Genomic DNA, 25,830 nt, shown 5'->3' on the forward strand with positions numbered 1-25,830 from the left:
TGACCCCGGAACAATATCGGGGCCATCTGATCGCCGCATAGAACACGTGGGCTTTTTATTAAACTGTCCATTTTACGGGGCTCAGTTCAAACACGGAGATTCTGGGCTTTTGTCATGGACATCAAGATCCGGTCGGCCTATTCACCATAGACTAGTAAAAAGATTACAACATCCATCTCAGCCCACCACTTCCTCCGCAAAAGACTCGTTTCCGAAATTGCGCCAAATCTCCTGCGAGACGGTCGAAGGCGTTCACCCGATTCGGCTCGCAATGGACAGGATGGCCATCCTGAATTCAAGATTTTAGGTGTTCTGATATGATAAAACAAGCTTTCATGTTCACTTTCGTGTGCTGTATTTAATTTTATAAGTTATCTTACAAAAAAATATGGTAGCGCTTACAAACGGGTGGTATATTGAAAATGGTGAGACCAATTTGATTCAAAAGGGGAAACAAACATGAAAACTGCTCTGAAATGGACAATCGCGACCGCACTCGTATTGCCTTCGACGTTACCGCTCCAAGCACCGAACGTCTTGGCGTCGGACGAAGACCTCGTCAAACTTCGATTTTTAGAGACGACCGACTTACATACGAACATTACCAACTATGACTACTTCCAAGACAAGGTCGATGAGACGATCGGGCTCACGAAGACAGCGACGCTGATCAAATCGCACCGGATACAGGCGGGGGCGGCGAACACGTTCTTGTTCGATAACGGGGATACGATTCAAGGGACACCGTTCGGAGACTACATCCGCGAATTGTATCAACAAAATCCGGGCACGTTCGAGCACCCGATGTACAAGGCGATGGCTTCGCTCGACTATGACGCGGTCACGCTCGGCAACCACGAGTTCAACTTCGGGCTCGAGTTCTTGTATGACGCGATGGAAGGGTCAAAAGGCAAGCTTCGTTTCGTCAACTCGAACGTCAAGGATTTAGAGGGGAATCCAATCGTATCGAAGTTCAACGTTGACGGACAAGAGGTCCAAATCATCGAGCGGACGGTCACGGACACGGACGGGGAGACGCATACGATCAAAGTCGGCGTGTTCGGTGTCGTCCCGCCGAAGATCATGTCGTGGGACTCGGGGAACCTCCAAGGCCGCGTGACGGTGGATGATATCATCCCGTCGGCGCGTGAAGCGGTCAGCAAGTTGAAAGACCAAGGGGCGGACGTCGTCGTCGCGCTCGCGCACTCAGGTATCGGGGAGAGTGCGGCGCTCGCCGACGCCCAACTCGATAGCGAAGAGAACGTCGGCTACGCGCTCACGAAAATCGACGGGCTCGACATGGTCATGACGGGGCATCAACACGGTCGCTTCCCGGATGCGAAAGGCATGTTCGCCTCGTTCCCGAACGTGGACAATGAAAAAGGGCTTATCAACGGCAAACCGGTCGTCATGGCGAACAACCAAGGGAAAGACCTCGGCGTCATCGACTTCGAGCTCGAGAAAGTCGACGGCAAGTGGCAAATTCTCGACGCGTCGGCAAAACTCGACACGGTCACGGCTAGCACGCCGGTCGATGCCGAAACACATGCACTGATCGACACGGAGCACCGGGCGACGATCGACTACATCAATCGTTCCGTCGGTGAGGTTCAAGACGACATTCAAAGCTACTTCGCGCTCGTCCGCGACGACTCGTCGGTCCAGTTCGTGACGAACGCACAACAATGGTACGTCGAGAAAGAGCTCGAGACGAATCCAGACCTCGCCCCGTACAAAGGGCTACCACTCCTGTCAGCAGGCGCCCCGTTCAAAGCAGGTGGCCGTGAATTGACAGATGCCGGATACTACACGAACATCCCGAAAGGCCAAATCGCCTTGAAGAACGTGGCCGACTTGTACGTTTATCCGAACACGCTCGAAGTCGTCAAAGTGACAGGAGCGGACGTGATGGACTGGCTCGAGATGTCGGCTGGGGTGTATAACGAGATCGATGCGGATGGGGACGAACTATTGAACCTTCAATTCCGCAGCTACAACTTTGATATTTTGGACGGCTTGACGTATGAGATCGACGTGACGGGACCGGCGAAGTATGACGGCAGCGGGAAACTGCTCGACGCGTCAGCGAACCGGGTCAAAAACGTCGAGTATGACGGAAAAGCGATTACGATGGACCAAGAGTTCTTGGTCGCGACGAACAACTACCGGGCCGGGTCGAGCTCGTTCCCAGGCCTTGGCGGCGGAAAGAATATCGTCTACCGCTCGGCATATGAGACACGTAACGTCATCTCGGACTATATTATCGCGAGTAAAGGTGCCGTCGACTATAAAGCTGACGACAACTGGAAGATCGTCGCGGACGCGAAGCGGACCGTGAAGTTTGAGACGGCAGACGCCGGCAAGCAGTACGTCGACTTGTATGAAGGGATTGAAGCGACAGACGCGACACGTGCCGATGCGGCAAACCGCCTCTTCCGGACGTATACGGCCGAACTTGAAGTAGCGGCCGTCGATGTGACGCTCACAATCGATGTCATCAAGCCGGGAGCGAAGCAAGTCACAGGTGTGACGGCACCAGGGGCGAAAGTGACATTAAAAGACGGGAACAAAGTGTTGGCGACGACGACAGCCCAGGCAGACGGAACGTACAAACTTGCTGTCAAACCGCTCAAACTTCGTCAGTCATTGACGGTCGTCAGCGAGTTGAACGGACAAACGATGACTGAAACGAAAGTCGTCGGTGCCGGGTTCGTCCGTACGCCTGCCCTATCATCGAAGTATACGTATACAAACACGAACACGTTTTACGGGAAGTCTTCACCGGGGGCGAGTGTCACTCTCAAGCAGAACGGCAAAACAATCGGGACCGTGACAGCAGATGACTCAGGCTCATTCAAGTTCACGAGCCGTTCAGGTTTCACAGCCGGTAAATATGAAGTGACGAGTAAAGAGATCTCTGGGAAAGTGATGAAGCAGACAGCGTTCACCCTCAAAAAACTAGTCGTTGAGACACCGAATGTATTACGTGGGGCGAAAGCGAACACGAAAGCGCTTGGTGGACGTACGACGAGTGGCGCGACGGTCGTCTTGAAAGACGCGAAAGGCAAGAAAATCGCCCAAACGAAAGCGAACTGGGCCGGTTGGTATACGTTCACATCGAAAAAAGGATTGGCGAAAGGGAACTATACCGTCATCGCGAGTGACTATAATGGATCAGGTGCGAAACAAGCGAAAATCGTACTTAAATAATGGAGCGGAGACGGCGTGTACAGCGCCGTCTTTTCTCGTGTTAAAGAAGTGTCGAAAAAGTGAACAAAACCCCTTACGAAACGTTGGGAATTGCTGTATAATCAATCACGAAAGCGTTTACATTATATACGTAAAACATCAGGATTCATTTTTCGGGGCCGATGGGGATCGGCTACACAGTTTAAAAGGGGACAGCACACATGATTACATTCTTTATCGCCCTCGCAATCTTGCTCGTCGGGTATTTGGTGTACGGCCGTTACGTCGAGAAGACGTTCGGCATCAAGGAAGAGCGGACGACGCCCGCCTATGCGTCGCAGGATGGCATCGACTACGTGCCGATGGGGAAAAAGCGGAACTCGATGATCCAACTGTTGAACATCGCCGGCGTCGGTCCGATCTTCGGGCCGATCATGGGGGCGCTCTACGGTCCGGTCGCATTCCTGTGGATCGTCTTCGGATCAATTTTCGCGGGAGCGGTGCACGACTACTTGACGGGGATGATCTCGCTCCGTAACAACGGGGCGCACTTGCCGCAGCTCGCCGAGAAGTTCCTCGGCCGCTCGCTCCGCCATATCGTCAACGGGTTCGCCCTGTTACTGCTACTCCTTGTCGGGACGGTGTTCGTCACATCACCGAGTAACATGATCAACAACTTGTTCGACGGCAATGCGTCGACGCTCGTGTTCGTCATCTTTGCGATTTTCGCTTATTACATCTTGGCGACGCTCCTCCCGGTCGACAAGATCATCGGCCGCATCTATCCGTTCTTCGGGGCGCTCCTCATGATCAGCGCCATCGGTATCGGGGTCAGCCTGTTCGTCCAAGGCTATCAAATCCCAGAGATGACATTGACGAACATGCACCCGGACGGCTTGCCGATCTGGCCGCTCTTGTTCTTCACAATCTCGTGCGGCGCGCTCTCAGGCTTCCACGCGACGCAGTCGCCGATCATCTCGCGGACGACGATGAAAGAAAGTAATGGCCGCAGCATCTTCTACGGCATGATGATCGTCGAGGCCGTCATCGCCATGATTTGGGCCGGAGCGGCCATGGCCATCTTTGAGCCAGGCGAGTTGCTCGGCATGATTCAAGCGGGGACACCGGCGCTCGTCGTCCAAGAAGTGGCGACGCTCATGCTCGGCAGCATCGGCGGCACGCTCGCCATCCTCGGCGTCATCGTCTTGCCGATCACGTCAGGCGATACGGCGTTCCGGAGTGCCCGGATGATCATTGCCGACTACTTGAAAGTCGCGCAGAAGAACTTCTCGTCACGCCTTTGGATCGCACTCCCGTTGTTCGCGATCTCGTACGTGCTCACAAACATGGACTTCCAAATGCTTTGGCAGTACTTCAACTGGGCCAACCAGACGACAGCGGTCATCGCGTTGTTCGTCGGTGCAATGTACTTGTACATCAAAGGACGCAACCACTGGATCGCACTCGTCCCGGGGACGTTCATGCTGTATGCGGTTTGGTTCTACATCCTCACAGCACCGATCGGCTTCAAGATGGATGGGGTCATTCCCTACGTCATCGCGACGATCGGTACGGTGACGCTACTCGTCTTGTTCCACATACGCGCACGGGCGATGCGGGCACAAAATATGGAATGTGACGTTCCGGTGAAGGAAGTCGCATAATCAAGGACACGGGTTTTTACAGACCCGTGTTTTTATTTGCAACAAAATTGGGGAATATCCATAATAGAGGCAAGGAAAGAAAGGTGGGACCCGAATGGATCAAGAGAAACTAAAAGACATGCTCCATGCCGATACGCTCGGCGAAGAAATCGCGAGCGCCGTCACGCACGGACTAGGGGTCATCTTCAGCATCGTCGCTCTCGTCCTGCTCGTCACGACCGCGACTGAGACCGGGAGCACAGGCAACGTCATCGCGGTGAGCGTGTTCGGGGTATCGATGATCTTGTTGTACTTGTTCTCGACGCTCATGCATGCGATCCCGCATCCACGGGCGAAGCGGGTGCTACAAGTGTTCGACCACGCTGGGATTTACTTATTGATTGCCGGGAGCTACACGCCGTTCGCACTCGTGTCGCTTCAGGGAACGCTCGGATGGGTGTTATTCGGCATCGTTTGGGGCGTCGCCATCTTAGGCATCGTCTGGAAAATGTATTCGACCGGGAAGTACATGTGGGTATCGAACGTGACGTACCTTGGGCTCGGGTGGATTTGTATCATCGTGATTCGTCCGCTCTACGAGTCGCTCGGCCATCAAGGGTTCATGTTGCTGCTTGCTGGTGGGCTCGCTTATTCGGTCGGGATCGTGTTTTACGTCTGGCAGAAACTGCCGTTCAATCATGCGATTTGGCACTTGTTCGTGCTCGCCGGGAGCGTGTTCGTCTTCCTCAGTATTTTGCTCTACGTCGCACCGAATACAGGCCTGTGAACCAGACGTCCGTGAGGGCGTCTGCTTTTTTATAAACTTAGCCAATGAAGTGTTGGAAACGGTTACAAAACTAAAGACGAATTGACGTTTGTATGTCATAATAATTTCAGACATCGTCATAGAGATAGATGAGTGTAAACGCAAGGGGGAAAATCTGATGGAAAAAGTGTTACGTGATGGCTTTATTTACATGTCTCAAAACAAAGCACTCAACAGTTTGGCTAAAAAGTACGGGCTTCGGTTCGGGGCTTCACGATTTGTGGCGGGAGAAGATTTCAAGACGTCGGTGCCGACGATTCGCGAACTGAACGCGAAAGGGCTATCGGTCACGGTCGACCATCTAGGGGAATTCATTAACACGGTCGAAGAAGCGAACCAAAACCGTGACGAGATCATCCGTGCCATCGAAATCATGGCCGAAGAGAAACTCGACGCCTATATGTCGCTCAAGCTCACGTCACTCGGATTCGATATTTCGGACAAGTTGATCGAGGATAATATGCGCCAGATCTTGACGACGGCTAAGTCGGTCGGCGTCTTCGTCGCCATCGATATGGAAGACGAGTCGCGCTGCGAGAAGACACTCGACTTGTTCAAGAAGTTGAAAGCGGACTTTGACGGACTCGGGACGGTCATCCAATCGTACTTGTATCGTTCGGAAGATGACATCAATCATCTCGCGCTGATCAAGCCGAACCTCCGTATCGTCAAAGGGGCTTACAAAGAGCCGGCGACGGTCGCTTTCCCGGAGAAAGAAGACGTCGACCACAACTACTTGAAGCTCGTCAAACTCCATCTTGCGAACGGGAATTACGCCTCTATCGCGACCCATGACGACCACATGATCGATGCCATCATCGAGCATGTGAAATTGAACAACATCCCACTCGACCAGTTCGAGTTCCAAATGCTGTACGGTATCCGGGTCGAGCGTCAACTCGAGCTCGTCCGCCAAGGCTATAAAGTCCGTGTCTACGTGCCATACGGCCGTGACTGGTACGGTTACTTCATGCGCCGCCTCGCCGAACGTCCGGCCAACGTCGCGTTCGTGTTAAAAGGAATGGTCAAAAAATGAGGAAAGCACACAAGTTCATATCGAACTTGTGTGCTTTTTTATGGAGTTCTTATGAGGCGTTATTCCTGCTCGTCATCTTCTCGATTTTCGACCCAGAAATCTGGACCGATTTGATCAGATAGCCAGAAGAAAAGCTCTTTTTCATGTCCTGGATGTGAATCATGCAAGGCACCCGGGTCAAATACATACTGTTTATTTTGAATGAACTTGTCTCGGATGTAATCGGTCATATGATACGGGCCATACCCATAGGAAGTATTTATATCAGGCGAAGGATTTTCTTCCATGCGAATGGACATATGTGTTTCGGCTAAAAACGTAAACATTCTCGCGAGGGCGAGATAGCCTTCTGCGTTGCCGACGAAATTGACCCCAGCTGCATTCAGACTGACTTCCATTTTAGCCTCATGAGAAAAGTAAGGATCGAACTCTAACCTGTCTTCATCGTACGCTTCATACTCATCATCGCTGTGCTGGTTTGTCATCGATTGGCCTCCAGTTTTACCTATTAGTCATTAGTATACTCGTCAGATGACATATTACTTTCCACGTTCGGCCTTGTCTTGTAAGAGTCGTTCAATAACTAGAACATACACTAGAGCAACAAGAATGCCTACTGTACCTGGTAGCACAGCAACTAGGGGGTCAGCGAGAGCTGCTTTTGGGAGTAGATAAGTCAACAATGATTTCACTCCGAAGAGTATCGCAACGGACGAAAGCAAGACGAACGTGATTGTTTTCTTGTGTATGTTTCCAAAGAACTGCCGTCCCGTTTCTTTTTCTTTCGTTATGCCCAACCAAGATAGCATGTTCAGCACCTCCTAAAGTAATATACCACTCTATTAAATCGATTTTTTAGTCAAAAGATGTTTTCCTAACAAGCGGTCGATTTCACTTTGTTCGACTTCCGTAATTCCATCTCTTGCCTTAGGAATGATCAAGGCTTCATCTTCTTCGAAATACAGGAAACGATGTGTCTCATCTTCGTTCACTTTGATAATGGACGTCCAAGGGACTTGCGTCGTTCGATAGACTTTGCCACGAACGACATGTACCTCGATGTGAGTATCATTAAGGTGGAGCGTGACGTCTTTTGGCCAAACGTCATGTTTTTTTAATTGTTGCCGAGCTAACCAGATGGAGAGCGGGGCGTGCAAATCCTTTAGGAGCGGTCTCAGCAAAAGCGCGAACAACATCCCCACACCTATCGCGATTGATAAAAACAAACCAGTCGACTCGGGTCGAGGTGCAAAAAAGATTACTGATACAAATCCGAGAGCAAATGCAATGACTTGCATCCAAATTACCCATAGTTTGCGGCTCCTATTATGTTGATTTGTACGGAGAAGCAAGTCATTTTGGAAGGATAAAAAATCTTCAAGCATCATTTTATATGTGGTGACCATTTAAGCCACTCCTTTCTGAATTAAGTCATAGACGTGTTCGTCCATCGCCTTTCATACAGACGTGAGATCATACCTACCTCTTGATGCGGTAGACGATTAGAGTGAGAGGTTTAAGCGTTTTTGTAACAGGTCGTTAATCTTATTTTGTTCAGCCTCATTTAGCATTTGGTGTTGCTTCGGTACAATAATTGCTTCCCTTACTTCGAAGTATAAATAATAGAATGTCTTGTCTTCACTCACTCGTTCAATCGCTTCCCATGCGACTTGAATCCGTTTATTGACGTCGTTATGAAGGGAGTTGATTTCAATTCCGTTCTCATTGAAATACAGTGTGACGTCACGTGGCCATTTCTTGTCTTGTTTCAGCATGTAGCGAAATTGCCAAAGCGTAATGTTTTGGTACATTTTTTTAGAGAGGCGAAGTTGTAGAAGCACTGACAATATAGCAGCACTGACGGCGATTGCAAGAATGAGCGGGGCAGAAGAAATCGTTCGAGGCAACAAAATGATTACGAGTGCAAACCCGAGATAGGCTGCAAGGATTGAAAGTACGACCGAGTAGAACCTAGAGAATTTTTTATGGTAAGCCGAGGTTCTGATGAAGTTCTTTTGAAAAGCGAAATAATCATCTTGCGTCAATTGATAATGAATCATTAAACGTAGGCTCCTGTCTGTCGTATATTGGTCTAAGCGACCGGGCTAATTCCTGAAGACAACGCTAGCATAGGATGGGTTAATTTTCCATAAAAAAGACCCAGTGACTGAACACTGAGCCTGTTCCAACATTATCCGTTTACGACAGTTCCACCGTTGACGTGGATGACTTGACCGCTGACGTACGTCGAATCGTCGCTTGCGAGATAGACGTAAGCCGGAGCGAGCTCTGCCGGTTGACCTGGACGTTTCATCTCGGCCGAGTCACCGAATGTGGCGACTTTGTCCGCTGGGAACGTTGACGGGATGAGAGGTGTCCAAATCGGGCCTGGAGCGACGCCGTTGACGCGAATTTTTTTCTCGGCGAGGTTGCTCGCGAGGGCACGTGTGAACGATGTGATCGCACCTTTCGTCGATGAATAGTCGATCAATTGGTCATTCCCTTGATACGCTGTGATCGACGTCGTGTTGATGATGCTCGCGCCTTCATTCAAGTACGGGAGCGCCGCTTTCGTCAAATAGAACATACTGAAGATGTTCGTCCGGAACGTCTGCTCGAGCTGATCGTCCGAGATATCGAGGAGCGACTCTTGCGGATGTTGCTCAGCGGCATTGTTGACGAGTACATCGAGGTGTCCGAACGTCTCGAGTGTCTGCTTGACGACGTCTTGGCAGAATGCTGAATCGCCGATGTCGCCTTGTAACAATAGACACGCTTGGCCGAGTTCTTCGATGCGTTCTTTCGTCGCTTCGGCGTCCTCGAGCTCATTTTGGTCTTTATAGACGATGACTGTGTTCGCGCCTTCATGGGCGAAGAAGATTGCGACCGATTTCCCGATGCCTGAGTCACCGCCTGTGATGATCGCGACTTTGTCTTTTAATTTGTCGCTTCCTTTATAATCTTTACGTTCGTAAATTGGGAACGGCTCCATCTTCGAGTCGATGCCCGGTTGATGGGTTTGCTCTTGTCCGTCTTTTTTAAACGATTCAAAATCCTGTCGGTTCCCCACTGTGTTTAAACGATTATCACTCATGAATACATTCCCCTTTCTAAAATTGACTCTTTGTGTCTATACCACACACATCAAAAAATAATCATAAATCAGAAAAATGGAATGAATTTGAAAAATGAACGCTTGCGAATGAATTGTCATTCATTTATGATAGAAGAGTAAACACGATGGTGATTGCGATTTTTTTTACGCATGAAATGAATCACTATTCATTCTCATTGAGGGGGGAACAATATGACGAGTCACATCGAACAATCAGCCGACCTCCGTTTGACGAGCAACATCCGTTTTGCGGTCGTCATCGGCTCAGGAGTAATGGGAGCGGGGATTGCGGCCCATTTGGCGAACGCGGGGGTTCGTTCACTCATGCTCGACATCGTACCACGTGAATTGACGGCACAAGAAGAAGCGAAAGGGCTCACGCTCGAATCACCGGAAGTACGAAATCGCATCGCTTCAGAGAACCGTCAAAAATTGTTGAAACAAAATCCGGCACCGCTCGCAACGGCGGAGCACTTGAACTTCATCGAGGTCGGGAACTTAGAGGATGACCTCGAACGATTGAAAGAAGCCGACTGGGTCATCGAAGTCATCGTCGAACGGCTCGATGTGAAACAACAACTGTTCGATAAAATCGCACCGTTCATCCGTGAAGACGCGATTCTCAGTTCGAACACGTCTGGGATCTCAATCGAAGCGATGGCGAGCGCCTTGCCGGAAGGATTGAAGTCACGTTTCCTCGGGACACACTTCTTCAACCCACCGCGCTACTTGAAGTTACTCGAACTCATCCCGACCGAGAAGACGGCACGCCCGGTCATCGACTTCATGACGCGGTTCGCTGAAGACCGACTCGGTAAAGGTGTCGTCGAGGCGAAAGACACGCCGAACTTCATCGGCAATCGTATCGGGACGTATGGCCTGCTCGTCACATTCGAGGAGATGTTGAAACAGAACGCCACGATTGGCGAGATGGACTCGATCACAGGACCGCTCATCGGCCGTCCGAAATCAGCGACGTTCCGTACGCTCGACGTCGTCGGTATCGACACGTTCGTCCACGTCGCCGGCAACGTCTATGAGGCGCTCGAAGCAGGCGAGGAGAAAGATACGTTCGATGTCCCTGCTGAGATGAAGACGCTCGTCGAAAAAGGCTGGATCGGACAAAAGGCCGGTCAAGGTTTCTATAAGAAAGACGGGAAAGTCATCCAAGAACTCAACTTGAACACGTTTGAATACGAACAATTGAAAGCGATTACAGGTCCTGAACTCGACCAAATCAAGTCGCTTCCAGGTTCGAAAGCGAAACTGAAAGGCGCGATCTTGAACAAGGGACGCATCGGACAGTTGCTCTGGCCGGTCACGGCGAAGACGCTCGTCTACTCAGCGCGCTTGACGGGGGAAATCAGTGACTCGATCGTCGCCATCGATGACGCGATGAAGTGGGGGTTCGGTTGGAAGTTCGGACCGTTTGAGACATGGGATGCGCTCGGTGTCGAGAAGTCGGTCGCACGTATGAAAACGGAAGGATATGCCGTCCCGGCGTGGATCGATGAGATGCTCGCTGCCGGAAACACTTCCTTCTATAATGGGGACCAGTATTACGACCAAGCGTCGCAGACGTACGTTGAGAAGACCGTCAACCCGAAAGAATTGAAACTTGCACCGCTCGCCAAGTCGAACGGAATCATTCTCGAGAACGGTGGGGCCCGCCTGATTGACATCGGTGACGACGTCGTCGCCCTCGAATTCACATCACCGAACAACGCGATCGGGGTCGACATCATGCAGATGATCGAGCAATCGATCGACCTTGTCGAACGCGACTTCAAAGGACTCGTCCTCGCCAACGACGGCAAAAACTTCTGTGTCGGCGCCAACCTGGCGATGATGCTCATGGAAGCGGAAGATGAGAACTGGTATGAGCTCGACTGGATCATCAACAAGTTCCAACAAGTCGTTCAAAAGATTCGTTACGCGGGTCGCCCGGTCGTCGTCGCGCCTTACGGCATGACGCTCGGTGGCGGCACAGAGATCAGCTTGCCGGCAGCACGCATGCAAGCTTCGCTCGAGACGTACATGGGACTCGTCGAAGTCGGTGTCGGACTCATCCCGGGTGGCGGCGGTAACGTCAACACGTATCGTCGACTCCTCGAGCAGACGCCGAAATCGATGCAAAACATCGAGAAGGCGGCGCAGCAGACGTTCGAGAACATCGCCATGGCGAAAGTATCGAAATCGGCTTATGACGCGAAAGCGCTCGGCTACCATCGTCCGGTCGACGGCATCTCGATGAACCGCGACCACTTGACGTTCGACGCGAAACAAACCGTGCTCGGGCTTGCGGACGGATACGTCGCGCCGATGCGCGAGAAGTTGCCGGTCGTCGGTCGAACTGGGAAAGCGACGCTTGAACTCGCGGCGTACGAGATGTTTTACGGTGGTTATATTTCAGAGCACGATTTGATGATCGCCAAAAAACTTGCCCACGTCATCAGCGGCGGTGATTTGGCATACGGCACGATGGTCGACGAGCAATACTTCCTCGATATCGAGCGCGAGGCGTTCTTGAGCCTCATCGGAGAACCAAAATCGCAGCAACGGATGCAACATATGCTCGTCAAAGGCAAACCACTTCGGAACTGACAAAAGGGGGACTTAACAGATGAGAGAAGCAGTCATCGTGGCCGGTGCACGAACACCGGTCGGAAAAGCAAAACGTGGGTCGTTCCGAAACGTTCGTTCGGACGAGCTCGCAGGTCACGCCATCAAGGCGACGCTCGAGCGGTCAGGTTACACGGGACCGATCGACGACGTCATCATGGGATGCGCCATGCCGGAAGCGGAGCAAGGGATGAACATCGCCCGCTATGCGGCGGTGCGCGGTGGATTATCTCACGAAGTACCAGCCATCACGATCAACCGTTACTGCTCGTCAGGCCTTCAGGCGATCGCGGACGCGGCGGCGAAAATCATGATCGGTCAAGCGACGGCGGTCATCGCCGGCGGAATGGAATCGATGAGTCTTGTCCCGATGGGCGGACACGTCATCCGTCCGAACCCGAACATCATGGAGACGGCACCGGAGTATTACATGAGCATGGGACACACGGCTGAGCGCGTAGCGGCCGAGTACAACATCTCGCGCGTTGACCAGGACTTGTTCGCAATCGACAGCCATCAAAAAGCGGCGGCTGCGATCGCGGGCGGCAAGTTCGAAGAAGAGATTGTGCCGGTGACGGTCATCGAGCACGTCCTCGGTGAAGACGGGAAAGTCGCGGAGCGTGAATTCGTCGTCAAGCACGACGAAGGCGTCCGGGCTAACTCGACGGTCGAAGCACTCGGCAAATTGCGTCCAGCTTTCAAAATCAAAGGATCGGTCACAGCCGGTAACGCGTCACAAGTATCAGACGGAGCTGCAGCCGTGCTCGTCATGGAGCGGGAAGAGGCGGAACGCCAAGGCTTGAAGCCAATGGCGAAGTTCCTCTCGTTCGCAGTCGGCGGGGTCCGCCCGGAAGTGATGGGGATCGGACCGGTCGTCGCCATCCCGAAAGCGTTAGAGATGGCTGGCGTGAAGCTTGAAGAAGTCGGATTGTTCGAGTTGAACGAGGCGTTCGCGAGCCAATCACTCGGCGTCATCCGTGAACTCGGCATCGACCCGTCCAAAGTGAACGTCAACGGCGGCGCGATCGCCCTCGGCCATCCACTCGGTTGTACGGGCGCGAAACTAGCGGTATCGATTCTGCATGAAATGAAACGACGCAATGAGAAATATGGGGTTGTCACGATGTGCATCGGTGGCGGAATGGGCGCTGCTGGCGTCTTCGAATTACTATAAGGGGGAAATGACTATGGAACGTACAGAACACGAATTGATTAAAGGCGGTAGCTTTGTCATTGACGCACTCGACGCGGATCGTCTCTTCACACCGGAAGACTTTTCAGACGAGCATAAGATGATCGGGGACACGACGGCGAGTTTCGTTGACGACCGTGTCATGCCGGTACTTGGACGTATCGAGAAACATGAGTTTGATCTCTCAGTCCAGCTGTTGAAAGAAGCAGGTGAGCTTGGTTTGCTCGGTGCTGATGTACCTGAAGAGTACGGCGGCTATCAGCTCGACAAGATCTCGTCATCGATCATCACGGAACGGTTCGCCAAAGCCCGGTCATTTGCTCTCAGCTACGGCGCCCACGTCGGGATCGGGACACTCCCAATCGTCTTCTTCGGAACAGAAGAGCAAAAGCATAAGTACTTGCCGAAGCTCGCGACTGGTGAATGGATCGCTGCGTACGCGCTCACTGAGCCAGGCTCAGGGTCGGACGCGCTCGGTGCGAAATCGACGGCCGTCTTGAATGAGGCGGGGACACACTACGTCTTGAACGGCGAGAAACAATGGATCACGAACGCTGGTTTCGCGAACGTGTTCGTCGTCTACGCGAAAATCGATGGCGACAAGTTCAGTGCCTTCATCGTCGAACGCGACTATAACGGTGTCTCGACAGGTGCCGAAGAACAGAAGATGGGGATCAAAGGCTCATCGACACGGACACTCATTTTAGAAGACGTTGAAGTCCCAGTCGATAACTTGTTAGGGGAAGTCGGCAAAGGGCACGTTATCGCCTTCAACATCTTGAACGTCGGCCGTTACAAACTCGCCGTCGGTGCGGTCGGTTCGTCGAAACGTGCTTTCGATCTCTCGGTCCAGTACGCGAACGAGCGCAAACAATTCAAGACGCCGATCAGTCAGTTCCCGCTCATCCAAGAAAAATTGGCGACGATGGCGGCGAACATTTACGCGATGGAGAGTTCGGTCTACCGGACAGGCGGCTTGTTCCAAGACAGCCTCGACGCGCTTGGTGATGAGAACATGCGTGACGGCTCGAAGGTCGCCCAATCGATTGCAGAGTATGCGATCGAATGCTCACTGAACAAAGTGTTCGCATCGGAGACGTTCGACTACGTCGTCGATGAAGCCGTTCAAATTCACGGTGGCTACGGTTTCATGACCGAGTATGAAGTCGAGAACTTGTACCGTGACTCACGCATCAACCGGATCTTCGAAGGTACGAACGAGATCAACCGCTTGATCGTCCCGAGCACGCTCCTCAAGAAAGCGATGAAAGGTGACTTGCCGCTCCTCGCCGAAGCCCAGAAGCTACAAAAAGAGCTCATGAGCTATATGCCGCAAGAGCTCGACGGTTCACCGCTCGCGCGCGAGAAGATGCTTCTATCGAACATGAAGAAGATCAACTTGATGATCGCGGGGACGGCCGTCCAGAAATATCAGCAAGACCTCCAAAACGAGCAAGAGATCCTCGCCAAAATCGCCGACATCATCAGCGCCATCTATGCGCTTGAAGCGGCGATCGCGCGGACGGATAAAGCGATTGCCCGGACTGGTCTCGATAAGAACCAACAAAAAGTCCGTTACACGGAAGTCTTCGCCGAGCAAGTGTTCAAGCAAGTCGAGCTCATGGCGAAAGAAGTGTTGTATGCGGCAACGTCTGGCGACGAGCAGCGGATGCTACTCTCGGCAATGAAGAAGTTCAGCCGCTATCAGCCGATCAACGTCATCGGCACGAAGCGCGAAGTCGCAGCGAGTCTCATCAAAGCGAACAAGTTCATCGTTTGACACTCCCACGGCTAAAGCCGCAAGCTCACCCCTTCGGTATGAGTGGGATTCTGAAGTGCTTGTGCGAACGCAGTCCATTTCTGTTTTGTTCAAGCCTTCAGATGAGGGTGTGCCATCACCCCTCCTGAGACAGACCGTATAGGTTCTCAGGCTGGTCGACTGTTACCATCGACCACAGGTGCGTATCGGATATTCATCGCACCGACTAGATCTCTGTGTTTTTTGAATCCGCACGGACAGGAATATGTTCGGTCTTTCGCTTTATTTTTTGCTCCACAAGAAGGGCATGTCTGGGAGGTGTAGGCCGGATTGACAGATTCGACCTTGATGCCTTCGAGCTTTGCCTTGTACGTGATGAATAGTGCCAAGCGATAGAACGACCAGGTGTGCAGGTTTTTGTTGTGTTTACGGCTTGTTCTTGCCGTCTGTCGGATGTTCGCCAATCTTTCGAGGCGGATGACAGAAATCTTGTTCTCTTTCGCGAAGTCGACGATCTCACGGCTCACCTTGTGATCTTTGTCTTTCATCCAGCGCTGTTCTTTGTTGTTCAGCTTCTTGATCGCATCCAGTTTCTTCTGTTGACCGAGCTCTTTCCGTTTCGCACGAAACTTGCGCTTCATATACTTGTTCTCACGCCCGTTCCCGAAGAACCGCGCCTTGCCACGATCTGTCGATGCGACGGCGGGGACTTTCAGGCCGAGGTCGACCCCGAGCACGTTGGTGCCCCCCTTCTCCGTCGTGGGGATCGTGACGGCGATCTGGGCGATCCACTTGTTCGACTTCTTGATGATGCGGAGCGTCCCGAGCTTGTTGGCGAGGAGCGTGGCGTTCCGGTTGTCCGGGTCGACCATCTCGGCGCGGATCGCCGTCTTCTTGACCTTTCCGTCGATCATGACCGGGAAGGAGATCGACTCGAAGTCGAACGAGTAGTTTTGGTTGTTCCAGGTGCAGTACGGCTTCTTGAGGACAGGGACGACCTGGAAGCCCTTCTTCTTCGCCTTTTTGAACATGCTCTTCGCATCCTGGATGGCCTGATTCTTGACGGCGCTCGGCAGATCGGAACTCACGTTTTTGCTCGTCAGCTTTAAGTTTTCTCGAGCCTGCACCATGTCCGAGACGAGCTGGTTCGTCGTGCCGATGTAGGTGCGCATCATCCGCTCTAAGATCGATTGTTGCTCTTTTGTCGGATGAAGTTTGATGTTCACCGTCAATGTCTGCGACTCGGTGTCACCTCCTTGTTTTTTGTTCCTCGACATAACGCTTGATGGTCTCGCTGGAAACATTTCCGGCCGTCGAGACGAAGAAGGATCTCGTCCAAAGGCTTGTGAGATGTGTGAGATGGGGAAATTCCTCTCGTAGTCGCTTCGACGAGACGCCTTTGATGCGCGCCATGATGTCAGACGGGCTGAGGGATGGCAACGCCGACAAGAATAGATGTGTGTGGTCCCGATCACACGCGATGGCGATGAGTCGAATGTCGAGCTCTTCGCAGACGTCACGGACGATCTCTTTGAATCGTTGCTCGAACGTATCGTCATCAAATAGTTTTCGGCGATACCTCGGGCAGAACACGAAATGATAATGGATCATCGATACGGTGGTTTTGGTTCTTCTGTAGTTGTTCATACGTCCATTGTATCATTAGATTTATTAGAGTGATACATTTTATCGGGATAAGATTCTGCTTGTTGATTTCTGAAATTCCGACTAACGGGACTCCGAAATCAAGCTCACGTTCATCCCACCACTAAAGGAGTGGGCTTTCTCGTTCGCAAATTCTGTAATAAAAATTTCTCGAACAGGGAGGGGTGGCCGGACGCGGTCAGCCCTTTCTTTTTCGTTTGATCAGAACGTACAATGAGGAAAAGGAGGAATGTTTATGAGACGAGATCAACTGTTGGAACGAATGGAACGAATCGGGCGTTTGGTCGCGAAACAAGAAGGGGCGCTGATGCTGCTCGCCCTCGGTTCGATTGGCCTCGAGACCGAGCGGCTCGACGACTACTCCGACCTCGATTTCTTTTTGATCGTCGAGGACGGACGGAAAAACCGCTTCATCGACAACTTGGACTGGCTCGAGGTTAAACCGATCGCTTACCAATTCCAAAACACGAAAGATGGGCACAAGATCATGTACGCGGACGGCATTTACGGGGAGTTCGCTGTGTTCGAACTGTTCGAGATGCCACACATCGCCTATACCCCGGGACGGATCGTCTGGAAGCGGGATGAGGCGCTCGAATCGTTTGCGACGCCTAAGCTCGTCTCACAAGCCGCTGACGCTACGCACTGCTACGAAGAGGCGCTGACGAACCTTTACGTCGGTCTGCTCCGCGAGCGTCGTGGCGAGAAGCTCGCCGGCTTCGAGCTCATCCAAGTCGCGGCCGTCAACAACATATTGAAAGCACATGGAGAGACGGGCGACCCGTTCAATCCGACGCGCCGGGTCGAGACACGGCATCCAGAGCTCGTCGCCGGACTCAACGAATGGCTACCAGGGTACGGCAAGTCAGCCGAAGCAGCCGCGGCGATGCTGCGCTATATCGAAGCGCGTCATTCAGTCAACGCGACGCTAAAACAAGAGATCAAGCGCTTGCTCGAGGCGTGAATTGAGTGAGGCGATTATGCTAAAGTGAAAAATAAGAGGTGATAAATATGGTGACACTATACGGCTATCCACCGTGCAGTACGTGTAAGAAAGCAGAAAAATGGTTGAAAGAGAATGGCGTCGACTATACATACGTCCATATCGTCGAAGCGACGCCATCAAAAGATGAACTCGCGTCGATTTGGCAACAGTCGGGACTACCACTCAAAAAGTTTTTCAATACGAGCGGGCAAGTGTATCGGAACGAAGGTGTTAAAGACAAGCTTCCGAATTTATCAGAAGACGAACAAATCGAACTTTTAGTCGGTAATGGTATGCTTTTAAAGCGTCCTATCGTCACAGATGGGCAAAAAGCGACGGTCGGTTTTTCAGAAAAGTCATTTACAGAAGTTTGGGGCTAAGTGCTATAATACACGTGTGAGTCTAATTCATTTGAGGGGGAAGTTAGGATGAGCAAAGTACCTGCAAATCTACGTTATTCAAAAGAACACGAATGGGTTGAAGTGAACGGAAGCGTTGCCCGCATCGGGATCACGGATTTCGCACAAAGCGAACTGGGGGACATCGTGTTTGTGGAACTTCCTGAAGTCGGCGGCACGATTTTGCTCGACGAGCCGTTCGGTTCGGTCGAATCGGTCAAGACGGTATCTGAGCTTTACGCACCGATCTCTGGGAAGATTACAGCGGTGAACGAATCACTCGCAGACTCCCCAGAACTCGTCAACGAAGCGCCGTTCGAAGGAGCATGGATGATCGAAGTCGAGTTGAACGATTCAACAGACGTCGACAAACTCATGTCTGCCGAAGAATACGAAGCGATGATTCAAGGCTAACAAACATCCCGGTTTCTCGTTACGAGAAGCCGGGATGTTTTGATTCATTCGAAGTCGAGGCGGTAATGTTCAGGTTGAATGAGTGACGTCCGGTTGAACAAACGATAGAACAGGATTCCGAGCGAGACCGGAATAAACCCGAACAAGACGATGACGAGCAGGACGTTCCAAAGTGCGAACCCGCCCGGCATCAAATGTAGGGCGTTGACCGGCCCAATCAGTCCAGAGACGCCGAATCCGGCGCTGATTGGTGTTCCTTCGATGCGAAGGATGCCGGCGAGCGCCCCGAGGATGGCCGCGTTCGCGAGCACAGGGAGCATCATGATCGGACGCCTGACGAAGTTCGCCATTTGAATTTTCGGTGAGCCGAGGAAGTGAGCGATCGACGTCCCGGTCGCATTCATCTGCCATCCCGCGATAGCGAGACCGAAGCCGGCCGCGACGACGCCGAGATTGGCGGCACCGGCTGCAACACCCGAGAGGCTGATCGCCGTCGCAATCCCGACCGTCGAGATTGGGGAGACGATGATGAGCGAGAACGCCATCGCGATCAACATGCCCATCATGATCGGCTGGAGTTCCGTCATCGTCATGATGATGGTGCCGATGTACGTCGTGATCTGTGAGATATAAGTGAGGAGGAATGTACCAATCCCTCCGGCGACGACGATGACCGTCATCGGTAAGACGAGGACGGTGTACGTCTTTAAGCGTGGCGACAGCTGTATGACCATATATGTCGCAAGGGCGGCGGTCACACCGGCCGTGATGACGTCACCGATTCCAGCCATGAGGAACGCGCCTTCCTCGATGCGAATGGCGCCGCTCCCGACCTGGGTCGCGATGCCGATCGTGCCGGCCTCGAGTGCTGAGCGTCCGAACTGCATGGCGACGGTGACACCGATGATGACCGGAAGCAGGCGCATCGCGATCGTCGTCGCATCTAAGATGAACTGTAGCGACGGAAAATAAGGAAGGATTGCTTTCGTGAGCTCGCCGAGGAGCGCGCTCGGGATGAGAGAGATTAAAATAGCGAGACTGAGTCCGTTCAATACGTTCATCAAAAATTGTTTGCCTGTCAGTTTCGTTTGTTCCGTCATAAGTCGATTCACCTGTCCTTTTCTACGTATACGCTGTTATGTACGAAAGCGTTAAAGTTAATGACCATACTATGCCTCTTTTCGTGAAGCGTCAACAGGAAATGTTGAACGATTCAGAAAATTCGTGGGGTGAGCACAACTTTTGAACAGATCGGCTCACATTCATATACTTATAAAAGAGGTGAGAACAATGATTACAGACGGATTGTTATATATATACGCCCCGATGTGTGGAACATGCGCTGTGGCCGAGCGGATGCTCGCCGTCGTCGAAGCGGTCGACCCGACACTCGCGATTGACAAGCAGGACGCCAACTTTATCCCGCAAGAGTTAGAAGCGTATCAAGTGATGAGCGTACCGGCGCTGTTAAAGCTTAAAGACGGCCAAGTCGAAGACCGATTATATGCGTTTCAAAACGTGCAGCACGTCCTATCTTTCGTTAAATGAGATAGGATGATTAGAATAATCAGAAAATTTTAAATAATCAGTTGACACAGAAAGTTCACGAATGGTATATTCATTACAACATCTTACTTGAACACAATATAGGACGAGATTCTCCAGCCATCAAGACGTTTTAGAACAGCCGGTGCATCACTTTACGCGACTTTTAGGTGGACCTTCCCTTCGATTGTCCCCCAAAAAAATCAAGCGCAGGGACACCTACCGCGTAACCGCATGGTACGTTCTAAGGCCGAGTGATGGATGGCTTGAATCCCCCATATAAGGATGAACACTCTGATCGGGCAAAAGAGTTTCATCTATGGGTTGTCCTTCCGTGACTCAAGGTGCTACGTTCTGTGTCATCCTCGGATGGCACCTTTTTTTGATTTTTCGCACAAAATAGTTTGACATGAAAATAATGTGTCGCTATTATAAAGCTAATCGAATAAACAACACTCTTATCAAGAGAGGCTGAGGGACTGGCCCTATGACGCCCAGCAACCGCGGAGCAATCCGAAATGGTGCTAATTCCAGCAAGGTGAGAACCTTGGAAGATGAGAGCAATCGTTGTCCGTACCGATAAAGTACGCACGTTTGCTCAAACGTGTGTACTTTTTTTGTTGTCAGGAGGGAAAGGTATTGATTCAATTACGTAATGTGGCCAAATGGTTCGACACGAAGAACGGTCGAGTCCAGGCGGTCGATGATGTGTCGCTCACAATCGAGAGCGGCGAAATTTTTGGAATAATCGGATATTCAGGGGCGGGGAAGTCGACGCTCATCCGTCTGCTCAACCGACTCGAGTCACCGTCAAGCGGTGAGATCGTCGTCGCAGGGAGTGAGCTGACGAAGCTCACTCCGAAAGAACTGCGCGGGGTGCGCAAAAACGTCTCGATGGTATTCCAACACTTCAACTTATTATGGTCGCGCACTGTCGCTGAGAACATCAGCTTCCCGCTCGAACTGATCGGAGTACCGGCCAGTGAACGTAAACGCCGCGTCCAAGAGCTCGTCGATCTCGTCGGTCTCGCCGGACGTGAAGACAGCTATCCGTCGCAACTATCGGGCGGTCAAAAGCAGCGAGTCGGGATTGCCCGCGCGCTCGCTACAAATCCAGACGTGCTCCTCTGCGATGAAGCGACGAGCGCACTCGACCCGAAGACGACCGATTCGATTCTCGAACTGCTCGTCAGCATCAATAAGAAACTCGGACTGACGATCGTCCTCATCACCCATGAGATGCACGTCATCCAAAAAATCTGTCATCGCGTCGCCGTCATGGAGGCAGGGAAAGTCGTCGAGACCGGCCAAGTCGCGGACGTGTTCCAACATCCGGAACAGCCGATCACGAAAGAGTTCGTCAAACAGATCGGTGCCGTCGACGACATGTCGCTCACATTCGAGCATTTGAAAGCACGTTATCCGAGTGGCCAAATCGTCAAACTCAAGTTCTTGAACGAGACGGCCGAACAGCCGATTTTATCGGAAGTGTTGAAACAGCACGACATCGGCTTCAACATCATCGGCGGTAACGTGACGCAGTCGCAAGTCGGCGCGCTCGGAACGCTATTCATCCAATTGATCGGAGAGCCGGCTGAAGTCGAGCGGGCCATCGCCTCAATCCGATCGCAGGCAGTGGAAGTGGAGGTGGAAAACGATGTTTCCTAATGTAGATTGGCAAGTCATGCTCGAACAGACGTGGGAAACGCTCTATATGACGCTCGTCGCAGGAGCCGCGACATTCGTCATCGGTCTCGCCCTCGGCATGCTCTTATATGTCACGAACGAACCACTCATGACGAAGAATCGTCCGATTTACACGATCATCAGTGCGTTCGTCAACGTGTTCCGCTCGATCCCGTTCATCATTTTGATCATCTTGCTCATCCCGTTCACGCTCCTTCTCGTCGGAACGATGCTCGGCTCGACGGCGGCGCTCCCGGCGCTCATCATCGGGGCGGCCCCGTTTTATGCACGTATGGTCGAGCTCGCGCTTCGTGAAGTCGACCGCGGCGTCATCGAGGCGGCCGAGTCGATGGGCGCGACGAAATGGCAGATCGTCTATAAAGTGTTGTTCCCAGAAGCACTCCCGGCCATCGTGTCAGGCATCACGGTGACGATCGTCGCCATCGTCGGTTACACGGCCATGGCCGGAGTCGTCGGGGGCGGTGGCCTCGGGAACTTGGCGTTCCTCGAAGGGTTCCAGCGTTCACAAAGCGACGTCACGTTCGTCGCGACCGTATTGATCTTAGTCATCGTCTTCGTCGTTCAGTTCATCGGCGATCGACTCGTCTCAAAAATCGATAAGCGATCAGCTTAATCAAATACAATCATATGGAGGGTTTTATAATGAAATCATGGAAAACAGTACTCGGATTGACAGCAGCATCAGCACTCACAATTCTCGCGGCATGTGGCGGCGGGGATTCAGAATCAGGCTCGGGCGACAACAAGACGCTCATCGTCGGCGCGTCGAACGTACCACACGCTGAGATTTTAGAGCACGTCCAAGACGAATATGAAGAAAAAGGCTACACGCTTGAAATCAAGAAGTTCCAAGACTACGTGCTCCCGAACAAGACGCTCGCAGCTGGTGAACTCGACGCGAACTACTTCCAACACGAGCCGTACCTCGAGTCACAAATGGCTGAGAACAAAGACTATAAATTCGCTTCAGCCGGCGGCGTCCACATCGAGCCGATCGGTGTCTACTCACAAGACTACAAATCACTCGATGAGCTTCCGGACGGCGCTGAAATCATCATGAGCTCGTCGGTCGCTGACCACGGACGAATCTTGACGATGCTTCAAACAGAAGGCTTGCTCACGCTCGCTGACGGCAAGACGACAGACGCGACAGTCGCTGACATCGTCGACAACCCGAAAAACTTGGAGTTCAAGACGGACGTCGAAGCGGCACTTCTCCCGCAAGCGTTCAACAACGGTGAAGGCGATGCCGTCCTCATCAACACGAACTACGCGATCGATGCCGGACTCAACCCGCTCGAAGACGCAATCGCTCTTGAAGGCGAAGATTCACCGTACGTCAACTTGATCGTCACGCGTGAAGGCGACGAAGACGATGAGCGCGTCAAGGCACTCCTTGAAGTATTGACATCAGAAGAGACACAACAGTGGATCTTGGATGAGTACAAAGGTGCGGTCGTACCGGTTAAATAATGATTGATTTTAGGCTCGGGACATCCCGGGCCTTTTTTGTTTGCAGTGGTTTTGCTTCAATAATAGAAGTAAACTATTTATATATAGAAAAAGGGGGGATCCGGGTGAGCATACGACAGATTCATCCGCTGACGCTTGGCGTCTTGTTCGGTACATTTTTTGCACGGCTGTCGACGTTTTTTGTCATGCCGTTTTTTGCGATTTATCTCGCGACGCTCGGTTTCTCGGCGAGCGTGATCGGGACAGTGTTCGCGACGTCTGCATTATCCGGTCTATTTATGAGCTTTTTTGGGGGGACGCTGTCTGACCGCTACGGGCGCAAACAGCTGATGTTGATAGGTATCGGTTTGAACGCCTTGACGTTCACCGGTTTCGCACTCGCAACGGAGCTCGTTTGGTTTTACATATTTTCGGTATTGATGGGCGTTTCACGTTCATTCCTTGAACCGGCGTCTCGGGCCTTGATCAGCGACACGACGCAACCCGACCAGCGTGTCATCGTCTATAACGTGCGCTACTTCATGATCAACATCGCTGCGGCGATCGGACCGCTGCTTGCGGTCGTCTTGTCACTTACGGGAGCGAAGAGCGCGTTCTTCGTCGTGACCGCCGTCTATGTCCTTTACGGCCTCGTCATCTCGACGTTGTTCCGGAAGTATCCGTTTGAAGAAGGGGACGGCGTCAAAGTGCGGCCGCGCCTGACGGAGACGTTCCGTGTGTTAAAAGAAGACAAGACGTTCCGCTTCGTCATCATCGGCATGATCTTTGCCATCATCGGCTACAGTCAATTCAATTCGACGTTGCCGCAGTTCATCGCGTTTCACGACGGATTCAGTGACGGGTCGCGCCTATTCGCTTATCTGTTGACGGTCAACGCGATCACCGTGCTCATCGTCCAGTATCCGATCATGCGGTTCGGTATTCGCGTCTCGCCGATCAAGTCGCTGTTCTTTGGGATCGCGACGCTCTCGATTGGGCTGTTATTAATCGGCTTCGCTGCCGAGGTGTGGGTATTGTTCGTCGCGATGGTCATCTTCACGGTCGGGGAAGTGCTCATGTTCACGATGACGGACGTGTTGACGGACGATTTGGCACCGGAACATTTGCGCGGCACGTATTTCGGGGCGATGGGGTTGACGGCACTCGGTCAATCGATCGGGCCGGTCATCGGGGGACTGCTACTCGACGGCTTCGACAACGCGTCGCTCCCTGTATTTGGGAGCCTAGCCGTTCTGACCGCGTGTGGCGCCTTTTTCTTCACCGGCGCGCTACGGGAAAAACAAGCGAATTCGGCTCAAGTCGAGGAAAATGTTGGATAATATCTTGATTTCCCGATGTTCTCATTCTCAACATTTATGTTCTATTGAGAATGAAATATAAGGTGAGTCGCTTGAAATAAAAAATTGCCTAGATTAAGATTAGAATATATCTAATCTACGCCACAAATGGCGAGAAAACGGAAGGGGTATCCGAATGTCTAACGTACCACACATGAAAATTGATGACCTCCGCGTCTCAATCGAAGGAAAAGAGATCGTCAAAGGTCTTAATCTTGAAATTAAAGGTGGCGAAATTCACGCCATCATGGGTCCTAACGGGACTGGTAAATCAACACTCGCATCTGCCCTCATGGGTCATCCATTGTACGAAGTGACAGGAGGAAGCGTCGACTTGAACGGAGAAGACGTCCTCGAGATGGAAGTGAACGAACGCGCGCAAGCAGGCATGTTCCTCGCGATGCAGTATCCAGCTGAAATCAGCGGAGTCACAAACGCCGACTTCTTGCGTTCAGCGATCAACTCGCGCCGTGAAGAAGGCGAAGAAATCTCACTTATGAAATTCATCCGCGAACTTGATTCGAAGATGGGCGTTCTTGAAATCCCTTCAGAAATGGCACACCGCTATTTGAACGAAGGCTTCTCGGGCGGAGAGAAAAAACGTAACGAGATCCTTCAAATGATGATGATCAAACCGAACATCGCGATTCTTGATGAGATCGATTCAGGTCTTGATATCGATGCGCTCAAAGTCGTCGCTAAAGGCGTCAACGAAATGCGCACTGAAGAGTTCGGCTGCTTGATCATCACGCACTATCAGCGTCTCCTCAACTACATCGAGCCAGACTTCGTCCACATCATGATCGACGGGAAAATCGTCATGTCGGGCGGCAAAGAGCTCGCACAACGACTCGAAGCAGAAGGTTACGACTGGGTGAAGCAAGATCTTGGGATGACAGTAGACACAGAAGCGTAAGGGGGCTG

Annotated in this window: 24 protein-coding genes and 1 riboswitch; of the genes, 16 read left to right on the forward strand and 8 right to left on the reverse strand. The window is 52.0% G+C overall.

The annotated features are described in order from the left end of the window. The first annotated feature begins 459 nt into the window (after positions 1 to 459). The 4 genes from KNP77_RS02485 to KNP77_RS02500 all read left to right on the forward strand — a co-directional run bounded on the left by KNP77_RS02485 (position 460) and on the right by KNP77_RS02500 (position 6,694). Positions 460 to 3,210 carry a bifunctional 2',3'-cyclic-nucleotide 2'-phosphodiesterase/3'-nucleotidase gene (locus KNP77_RS02485; RefSeq protein WP_214888203.1) on the forward strand — a complete coding sequence of 917 codons (2,751 nt, stop codon included), beginning with the start codon at positions 460 to 462 and terminating at the stop codon, positions 3,208 to 3,210. A gap of 200 nt (positions 3,211 to 3,410) precedes the next feature. Next, on the forward strand, positions 3,411 to 4,853 hold the full coding sequence (locus KNP77_RS02490; protein ID WP_214888206.1) for a carbon starvation CstA family protein: 1,443 nt from the start codon (positions 3,411 to 3,413) through the stop codon (positions 4,851 to 4,853). Positions 4,854 to 4,947: 94 nt separating this feature from the next. Further along, positions 4,948 to 5,619, forward strand: a complete 672-nt coding sequence (gene trhA / locus KNP77_RS02495; RefSeq protein WP_070328723.1) for a PAQR family membrane homeostasis protein TrhA — start codon at positions 4,948 to 4,950, stop codon at positions 5,617 to 5,619. A gap of 157 nt (positions 5,620 to 5,776) precedes the next feature. Then, the gene (locus KNP77_RS02500; protein ID WP_131463959.1) at positions 5,777 to 6,694 is read left to right on the forward strand and encodes a proline dehydrogenase family protein; all 918 of its coding nucleotides are present in this window, start codon (positions 5,777 to 5,779) and stop codon (positions 6,692 to 6,694) included. Between the two features lie 59 nt (positions 6,695 to 6,753). Here the strand turns inward: KNP77_RS02500 and KNP77_RS02505 are convergent, their stop codons facing one another. The 5 genes from KNP77_RS02505 to KNP77_RS02525 all read right to left on the reverse strand — a co-directional run bounded on the left by KNP77_RS02505 (position 6,754) and on the right by KNP77_RS02525 (position 9,788). Continuing rightward, complete coding sequence (locus KNP77_RS02505; RefSeq protein ID WP_214888208.1) at positions 6,754 to 7,179, reverse strand: hypothetical protein; 426 nt, start codon at positions 7,177 to 7,179, stop codon at positions 6,754 to 6,756. Positions 7,180 to 7,233: 54 nt separating this feature from the next. Then, a complete protein-coding gene (locus tag KNP77_RS02510; RefSeq protein ID WP_214888211.1) occupies positions 7,234 to 7,503 on the reverse strand; it encodes a hypothetical protein in 270 nt (89 codons plus the stop codon). A gap of 33 nt (positions 7,504 to 7,536) precedes the next feature. Continuing rightward, the gene (locus tag KNP77_RS02515; RefSeq protein ID WP_214888214.1) at positions 7,537 to 8,100 is read right to left on the reverse strand and encodes a YcxB family protein; all 564 of its coding nucleotides are present in this window, start codon (positions 8,098 to 8,100) and stop codon (positions 7,537 to 7,539) included. A gap of 96 nt (positions 8,101 to 8,196) precedes the next feature. Further along, positions 8,197 to 8,754: a YcxB family protein gene (locus tag KNP77_RS02520; protein ID WP_214888216.1), complete on the reverse strand. Its 558-nt coding sequence runs from the start codon at positions 8,752 to 8,754 to the stop codon at positions 8,197 to 8,199. A 131-nt stretch (positions 8,755 to 8,885) separates the two neighbouring features. Beyond that, entirely contained in the window at positions 8,886 to 9,788 is a 903-nt protein-coding gene (locus KNP77_RS02525) for an SDR family oxidoreductase (RefSeq protein ID WP_214888219.1), read from the reverse strand. 213 nt (positions 9,789 to 10,001) lie between these two features. Here KNP77_RS02525 and KNP77_RS02530 point away from each other — a divergent pair, with 213 nt between their 5' ends. Genes KNP77_RS02530 through KNP77_RS02540 form a run of 3 tightly spaced genes read left to right on the forward strand, consistent with a single transcriptional unit; the run spans position 10,002 to position 15,403 of the window. Next, on the forward strand, positions 10,002 to 12,413 hold the full coding sequence (locus KNP77_RS02530; RefSeq protein WP_214888221.1) for a 3-hydroxyacyl-CoA dehydrogenase/enoyl-CoA hydratase family protein: 2,412 nt from the start codon (positions 10,002 to 10,004) through the stop codon (positions 12,411 to 12,413). A gap of 19 nt (positions 12,414 to 12,432) precedes the next feature. Beyond that, positions 12,433 to 13,605 carry an acetyl-CoA C-acetyltransferase gene (locus KNP77_RS02535; protein WP_214888224.1) on the forward strand — a complete coding sequence of 391 codons (1,173 nt, stop codon included), beginning with the start codon at positions 12,433 to 12,435 and terminating at the stop codon, positions 13,603 to 13,605. A 13-nt stretch (positions 13,606 to 13,618) separates the two neighbouring features. Beyond that, positions 13,619 to 15,403 carry an acyl-CoA dehydrogenase family protein gene (locus tag KNP77_RS02540; RefSeq protein ID WP_214888228.1) on the forward strand — a complete coding sequence of 595 codons (1,785 nt, stop codon included), beginning with the start codon at positions 13,619 to 13,621 and terminating at the stop codon, positions 15,401 to 15,403. A gap of 146 nt (positions 15,404 to 15,549) precedes the next feature. Here the strand turns inward: KNP77_RS02540 and KNP77_RS02545 are convergent, their stop codons facing one another. Together KNP77_RS02545 and tnpA are read right to left on the reverse strand one after the other, a co-directional pair. Next, the gene (locus KNP77_RS02545; RefSeq protein ID WP_214888231.1) at positions 15,550 to 16,659 is read right to left on the reverse strand and encodes an RNA-guided endonuclease InsQ/TnpB family protein; all 1,110 of its coding nucleotides are present in this window, start codon (positions 16,657 to 16,659) and stop codon (positions 15,550 to 15,552) included. Beyond that, the gene (gene tnpA, locus KNP77_RS02550; RefSeq protein ID WP_083274102.1) at positions 16,631 to 17,029 is read right to left on the reverse strand and encodes an IS200/IS605 family transposase; all 399 of its coding nucleotides are present in this window, start codon (positions 17,027 to 17,029) and stop codon (positions 16,631 to 16,633) included. Before tnpA ends, KNP77_RS02545 begins: the two co-directional genes overlap by 29 nt. A 253-nt stretch (positions 17,030 to 17,282) precedes the next feature. Here tnpA and KNP77_RS02555 point away from each other — a divergent pair, with 253 nt between their 5' ends. Genes KNP77_RS02555 through gcvH form a run of 3 tightly spaced genes read left to right on the forward strand, consistent with a single transcriptional unit; the run spans position 17,283 to position 18,844 of the window. Beyond that, a complete protein-coding gene (locus tag KNP77_RS02555; protein WP_251138892.1) occupies positions 17,283 to 18,011 on the forward strand; it encodes a hypothetical protein in 729 nt (242 codons plus the stop codon). Between the two features lie 47 nt (positions 18,012 to 18,058). Next, entirely contained in the window at positions 18,059 to 18,412 is a 354-nt protein-coding gene (locus KNP77_RS02560; RefSeq protein WP_214888237.1) for an arsenate reductase family protein, read from the forward strand. Between the two features lie 48 nt (positions 18,413 to 18,460). After that, positions 18,461 to 18,844 carry a glycine cleavage system protein GcvH gene (gene gcvH / locus KNP77_RS02565; protein ID WP_070328736.1) on the forward strand — a complete coding sequence of 128 codons (384 nt, stop codon included), beginning with the start codon at positions 18,461 to 18,463 and terminating at the stop codon, positions 18,842 to 18,844. A gap of 44 nt (positions 18,845 to 18,888) precedes the next feature. Here gcvH and KNP77_RS02570 read toward each other — a convergent pair whose 3' ends face one another. Next, the gene (locus tag KNP77_RS02570; RefSeq protein WP_214888240.1) at positions 18,889 to 19,944 is read right to left on the reverse strand and encodes a PTS sugar transporter subunit IIC; all 1,056 of its coding nucleotides are present in this window, start codon (positions 19,942 to 19,944) and stop codon (positions 18,889 to 18,891) included. Between the two features lie 190 nt (positions 19,945 to 20,134). On the opposite strand from KNP77_RS02570, the gene KNP77_RS02575 reads away from it, so the two are divergent. The 6 genes from KNP77_RS02575 to sufC all read left to right on the forward strand — a co-directional run bounded on the left by KNP77_RS02575 (position 20,135) and on the right by sufC (position 25,822). Next, positions 20,135 to 20,392: a thioredoxin family protein gene (locus KNP77_RS02575; protein ID WP_131441425.1), complete on the forward strand. Its 258-nt coding sequence runs from the start codon at positions 20,135 to 20,137 to the stop codon at positions 20,390 to 20,392. Positions 20,393 to 20,844: 452 nt separating this feature from the next. Beyond that, positions 20,845 to 20,950: riboswitch (SAM riboswitch) on the forward strand. A gap of 78 nt (positions 20,951 to 21,028) precedes the next feature. Beyond that, complete coding sequence (locus KNP77_RS02580; protein ID WP_070328738.1) at positions 21,029 to 22,057, forward strand: methionine ABC transporter ATP-binding protein; 1,029 nt, start codon at positions 21,029 to 21,031, stop codon at positions 22,055 to 22,057. Next, a complete protein-coding gene (locus KNP77_RS02585; RefSeq protein WP_214888243.1) occupies positions 22,047 to 22,709 on the forward strand; it encodes a methionine ABC transporter permease in 663 nt (220 codons plus the stop codon). The genes KNP77_RS02580 and KNP77_RS02585 overlap by 11 nt, the downstream gene beginning before the upstream one ends. 29 nt (positions 22,710 to 22,738) lie before the next feature. Beyond that, on the forward strand, positions 22,739 to 23,569 hold the full coding sequence (locus KNP77_RS02590; RefSeq protein WP_214888259.1) for a MetQ/NlpA family ABC transporter substrate-binding protein: 831 nt from the start codon (positions 22,739 to 22,741) through the stop codon (positions 23,567 to 23,569). Between the two features lie 104 nt (positions 23,570 to 23,673). Next, positions 23,674 to 24,888: an MDR family MFS transporter gene (locus KNP77_RS02595; protein ID WP_214888274.1), complete on the forward strand. Its 1,215-nt coding sequence runs from the start codon at positions 23,674 to 23,676 to the stop codon at positions 24,886 to 24,888. A gap of 172 nt (positions 24,889 to 25,060) precedes the next feature. Continuing rightward, positions 25,061 to 25,822: a Fe-S cluster assembly ATPase SufC gene (sufC, locus tag KNP77_RS02600; RefSeq protein WP_131443294.1), complete on the forward strand. Its 762-nt coding sequence runs from the start codon at positions 25,061 to 25,063 to the stop codon at positions 25,820 to 25,822. Positions 25,823 to 25,830: the final 8 nt, after the last annotated feature.

It is taken from the genome of Exiguobacterium sp. s142 (assembly GCF_018618455.1).
In the GTDB taxonomy this organism is placed as follows: domain Bacteria; phylum Bacillota; class Bacilli; order Exiguobacteriales; family Exiguobacteriaceae; genus Exiguobacterium; species Exiguobacterium aurantiacum_A.

What these genes read in the sequence shown, in the direction of transcription:
- KNP77_RS02485 (WP_214888203.1), top strand. Translation starts at nt 460, where the DNA reads ATGAAAACTGCTCTGAAATGGACAATCGCGACCGCACTCGTATTGCCT.
- KNP77_RS02490 (WP_214888206.1), top strand. Translation starts at nt 3,411, where the DNA reads ATGATTACATTCTTTATCGCCCTCGCAATCTTGCTCGTCGGGTATTTG.
- trhA (WP_070328723.1), top strand. Translation starts at nt 4,948, where the DNA reads ATGGATCAAGAGAAACTAAAAGACATGCTCCATGCCGATACGCTCGGC.
- KNP77_RS02500 (WP_131463959.1), top strand. Translation starts at nt 5,777, where the DNA reads ATGGAAAAAGTGTTACGTGATGGCTTTATTTACATGTCTCAAAACAAA.
- KNP77_RS02505 (WP_214888208.1), bottom strand. Translation starts at nt 7,179, where the DNA reads ATGACAAACCAGCACAGCGATGATGAGTATGAAGCGTACGATGAAGAC.
- KNP77_RS02510 (WP_214888211.1), bottom strand. Translation starts at nt 7,503, where the DNA reads ATGCTATCTTGGTTGGGCATAACGAAAGAAAAAGAAACGGGACGGCAG.
- KNP77_RS02515 (WP_214888214.1), bottom strand. Translation starts at nt 8,100, where the DNA reads ATGGTCACCACATATAAAATGATGCTTGAAGATTTTTTATCCTTCCAA.
- KNP77_RS02520 (WP_214888216.1), bottom strand. Translation starts at nt 8,754, where the DNA reads ATGATTCATTATCAATTGACGCAAGATGATTATTTCGCTTTTCAAAAG.
- KNP77_RS02525 (WP_214888219.1), bottom strand. Translation starts at nt 9,788, where the DNA reads ATGAGTGATAATCGTTTAAACACAGTGGGGAACCGACAGGATTTTGAA.
- KNP77_RS02530 (WP_214888221.1), top strand. Translation starts at nt 10,002, where the DNA reads ATGACGAGTCACATCGAACAATCAGCCGACCTCCGTTTGACGAGCAAC.
- KNP77_RS02535 (WP_214888224.1), top strand. Translation starts at nt 12,433, where the DNA reads ATGAGAGAAGCAGTCATCGTGGCCGGTGCACGAACACCGGTCGGAAAA.
- KNP77_RS02540 (WP_214888228.1), top strand. Translation starts at nt 13,619, where the DNA reads ATGGAACGTACAGAACACGAATTGATTAAAGGCGGTAGCTTTGTCATT.
- KNP77_RS02545 (WP_214888231.1), bottom strand. Translation starts at nt 16,659, where the DNA reads ATGTCGAGGAACAAAAAACAAGGAGGTGACACCGAGTCGCAGACATTG.
- tnpA (WP_083274102.1), bottom strand. Translation starts at nt 17,029, where the DNA reads ATGAACAACTACAGAAGAACCAAAACCACCGTATCGATGATCCATTAT.
- KNP77_RS02555 (WP_251138892.1), top strand. Translation starts at nt 17,283, where the DNA reads ATGAGACGAGATCAACTGTTGGAACGAATGGAACGAATCGGGCGTTTG.
- KNP77_RS02560 (WP_214888237.1), top strand. Translation starts at nt 18,059, where the DNA reads ATGGTGACACTATACGGCTATCCACCGTGCAGTACGTGTAAGAAAGCA.
- gcvH (WP_070328736.1), top strand. Translation starts at nt 18,461, where the DNA reads ATGAGCAAAGTACCTGCAAATCTACGTTATTCAAAAGAACACGAATGG.
- KNP77_RS02570 (WP_214888240.1), bottom strand. Translation starts at nt 19,944, where the DNA reads ATGACGGAACAAACGAAACTGACAGGCAAACAATTTTTGATGAACGTA.
- KNP77_RS02575 (WP_131441425.1), top strand. Translation starts at nt 20,135, where the DNA reads ATGATTACAGACGGATTGTTATATATATACGCCCCGATGTGTGGAACA.
- KNP77_RS02585 (WP_214888243.1), top strand. Translation starts at nt 22,047, where the DNA reads ATGTTTCCTAATGTAGATTGGCAAGTCATGCTCGAACAGACGTGGGAA.
- KNP77_RS02590 (WP_214888259.1), top strand. Translation starts at nt 22,739, where the DNA reads ATGAAATCATGGAAAACAGTACTCGGATTGACAGCAGCATCAGCACTC.
- sufC (WP_131443294.1), top strand. Translation starts at nt 25,061, where the DNA reads ATGAAAATTGATGACCTCCGCGTCTCAATCGAAGGAAAAGAGATCGTC.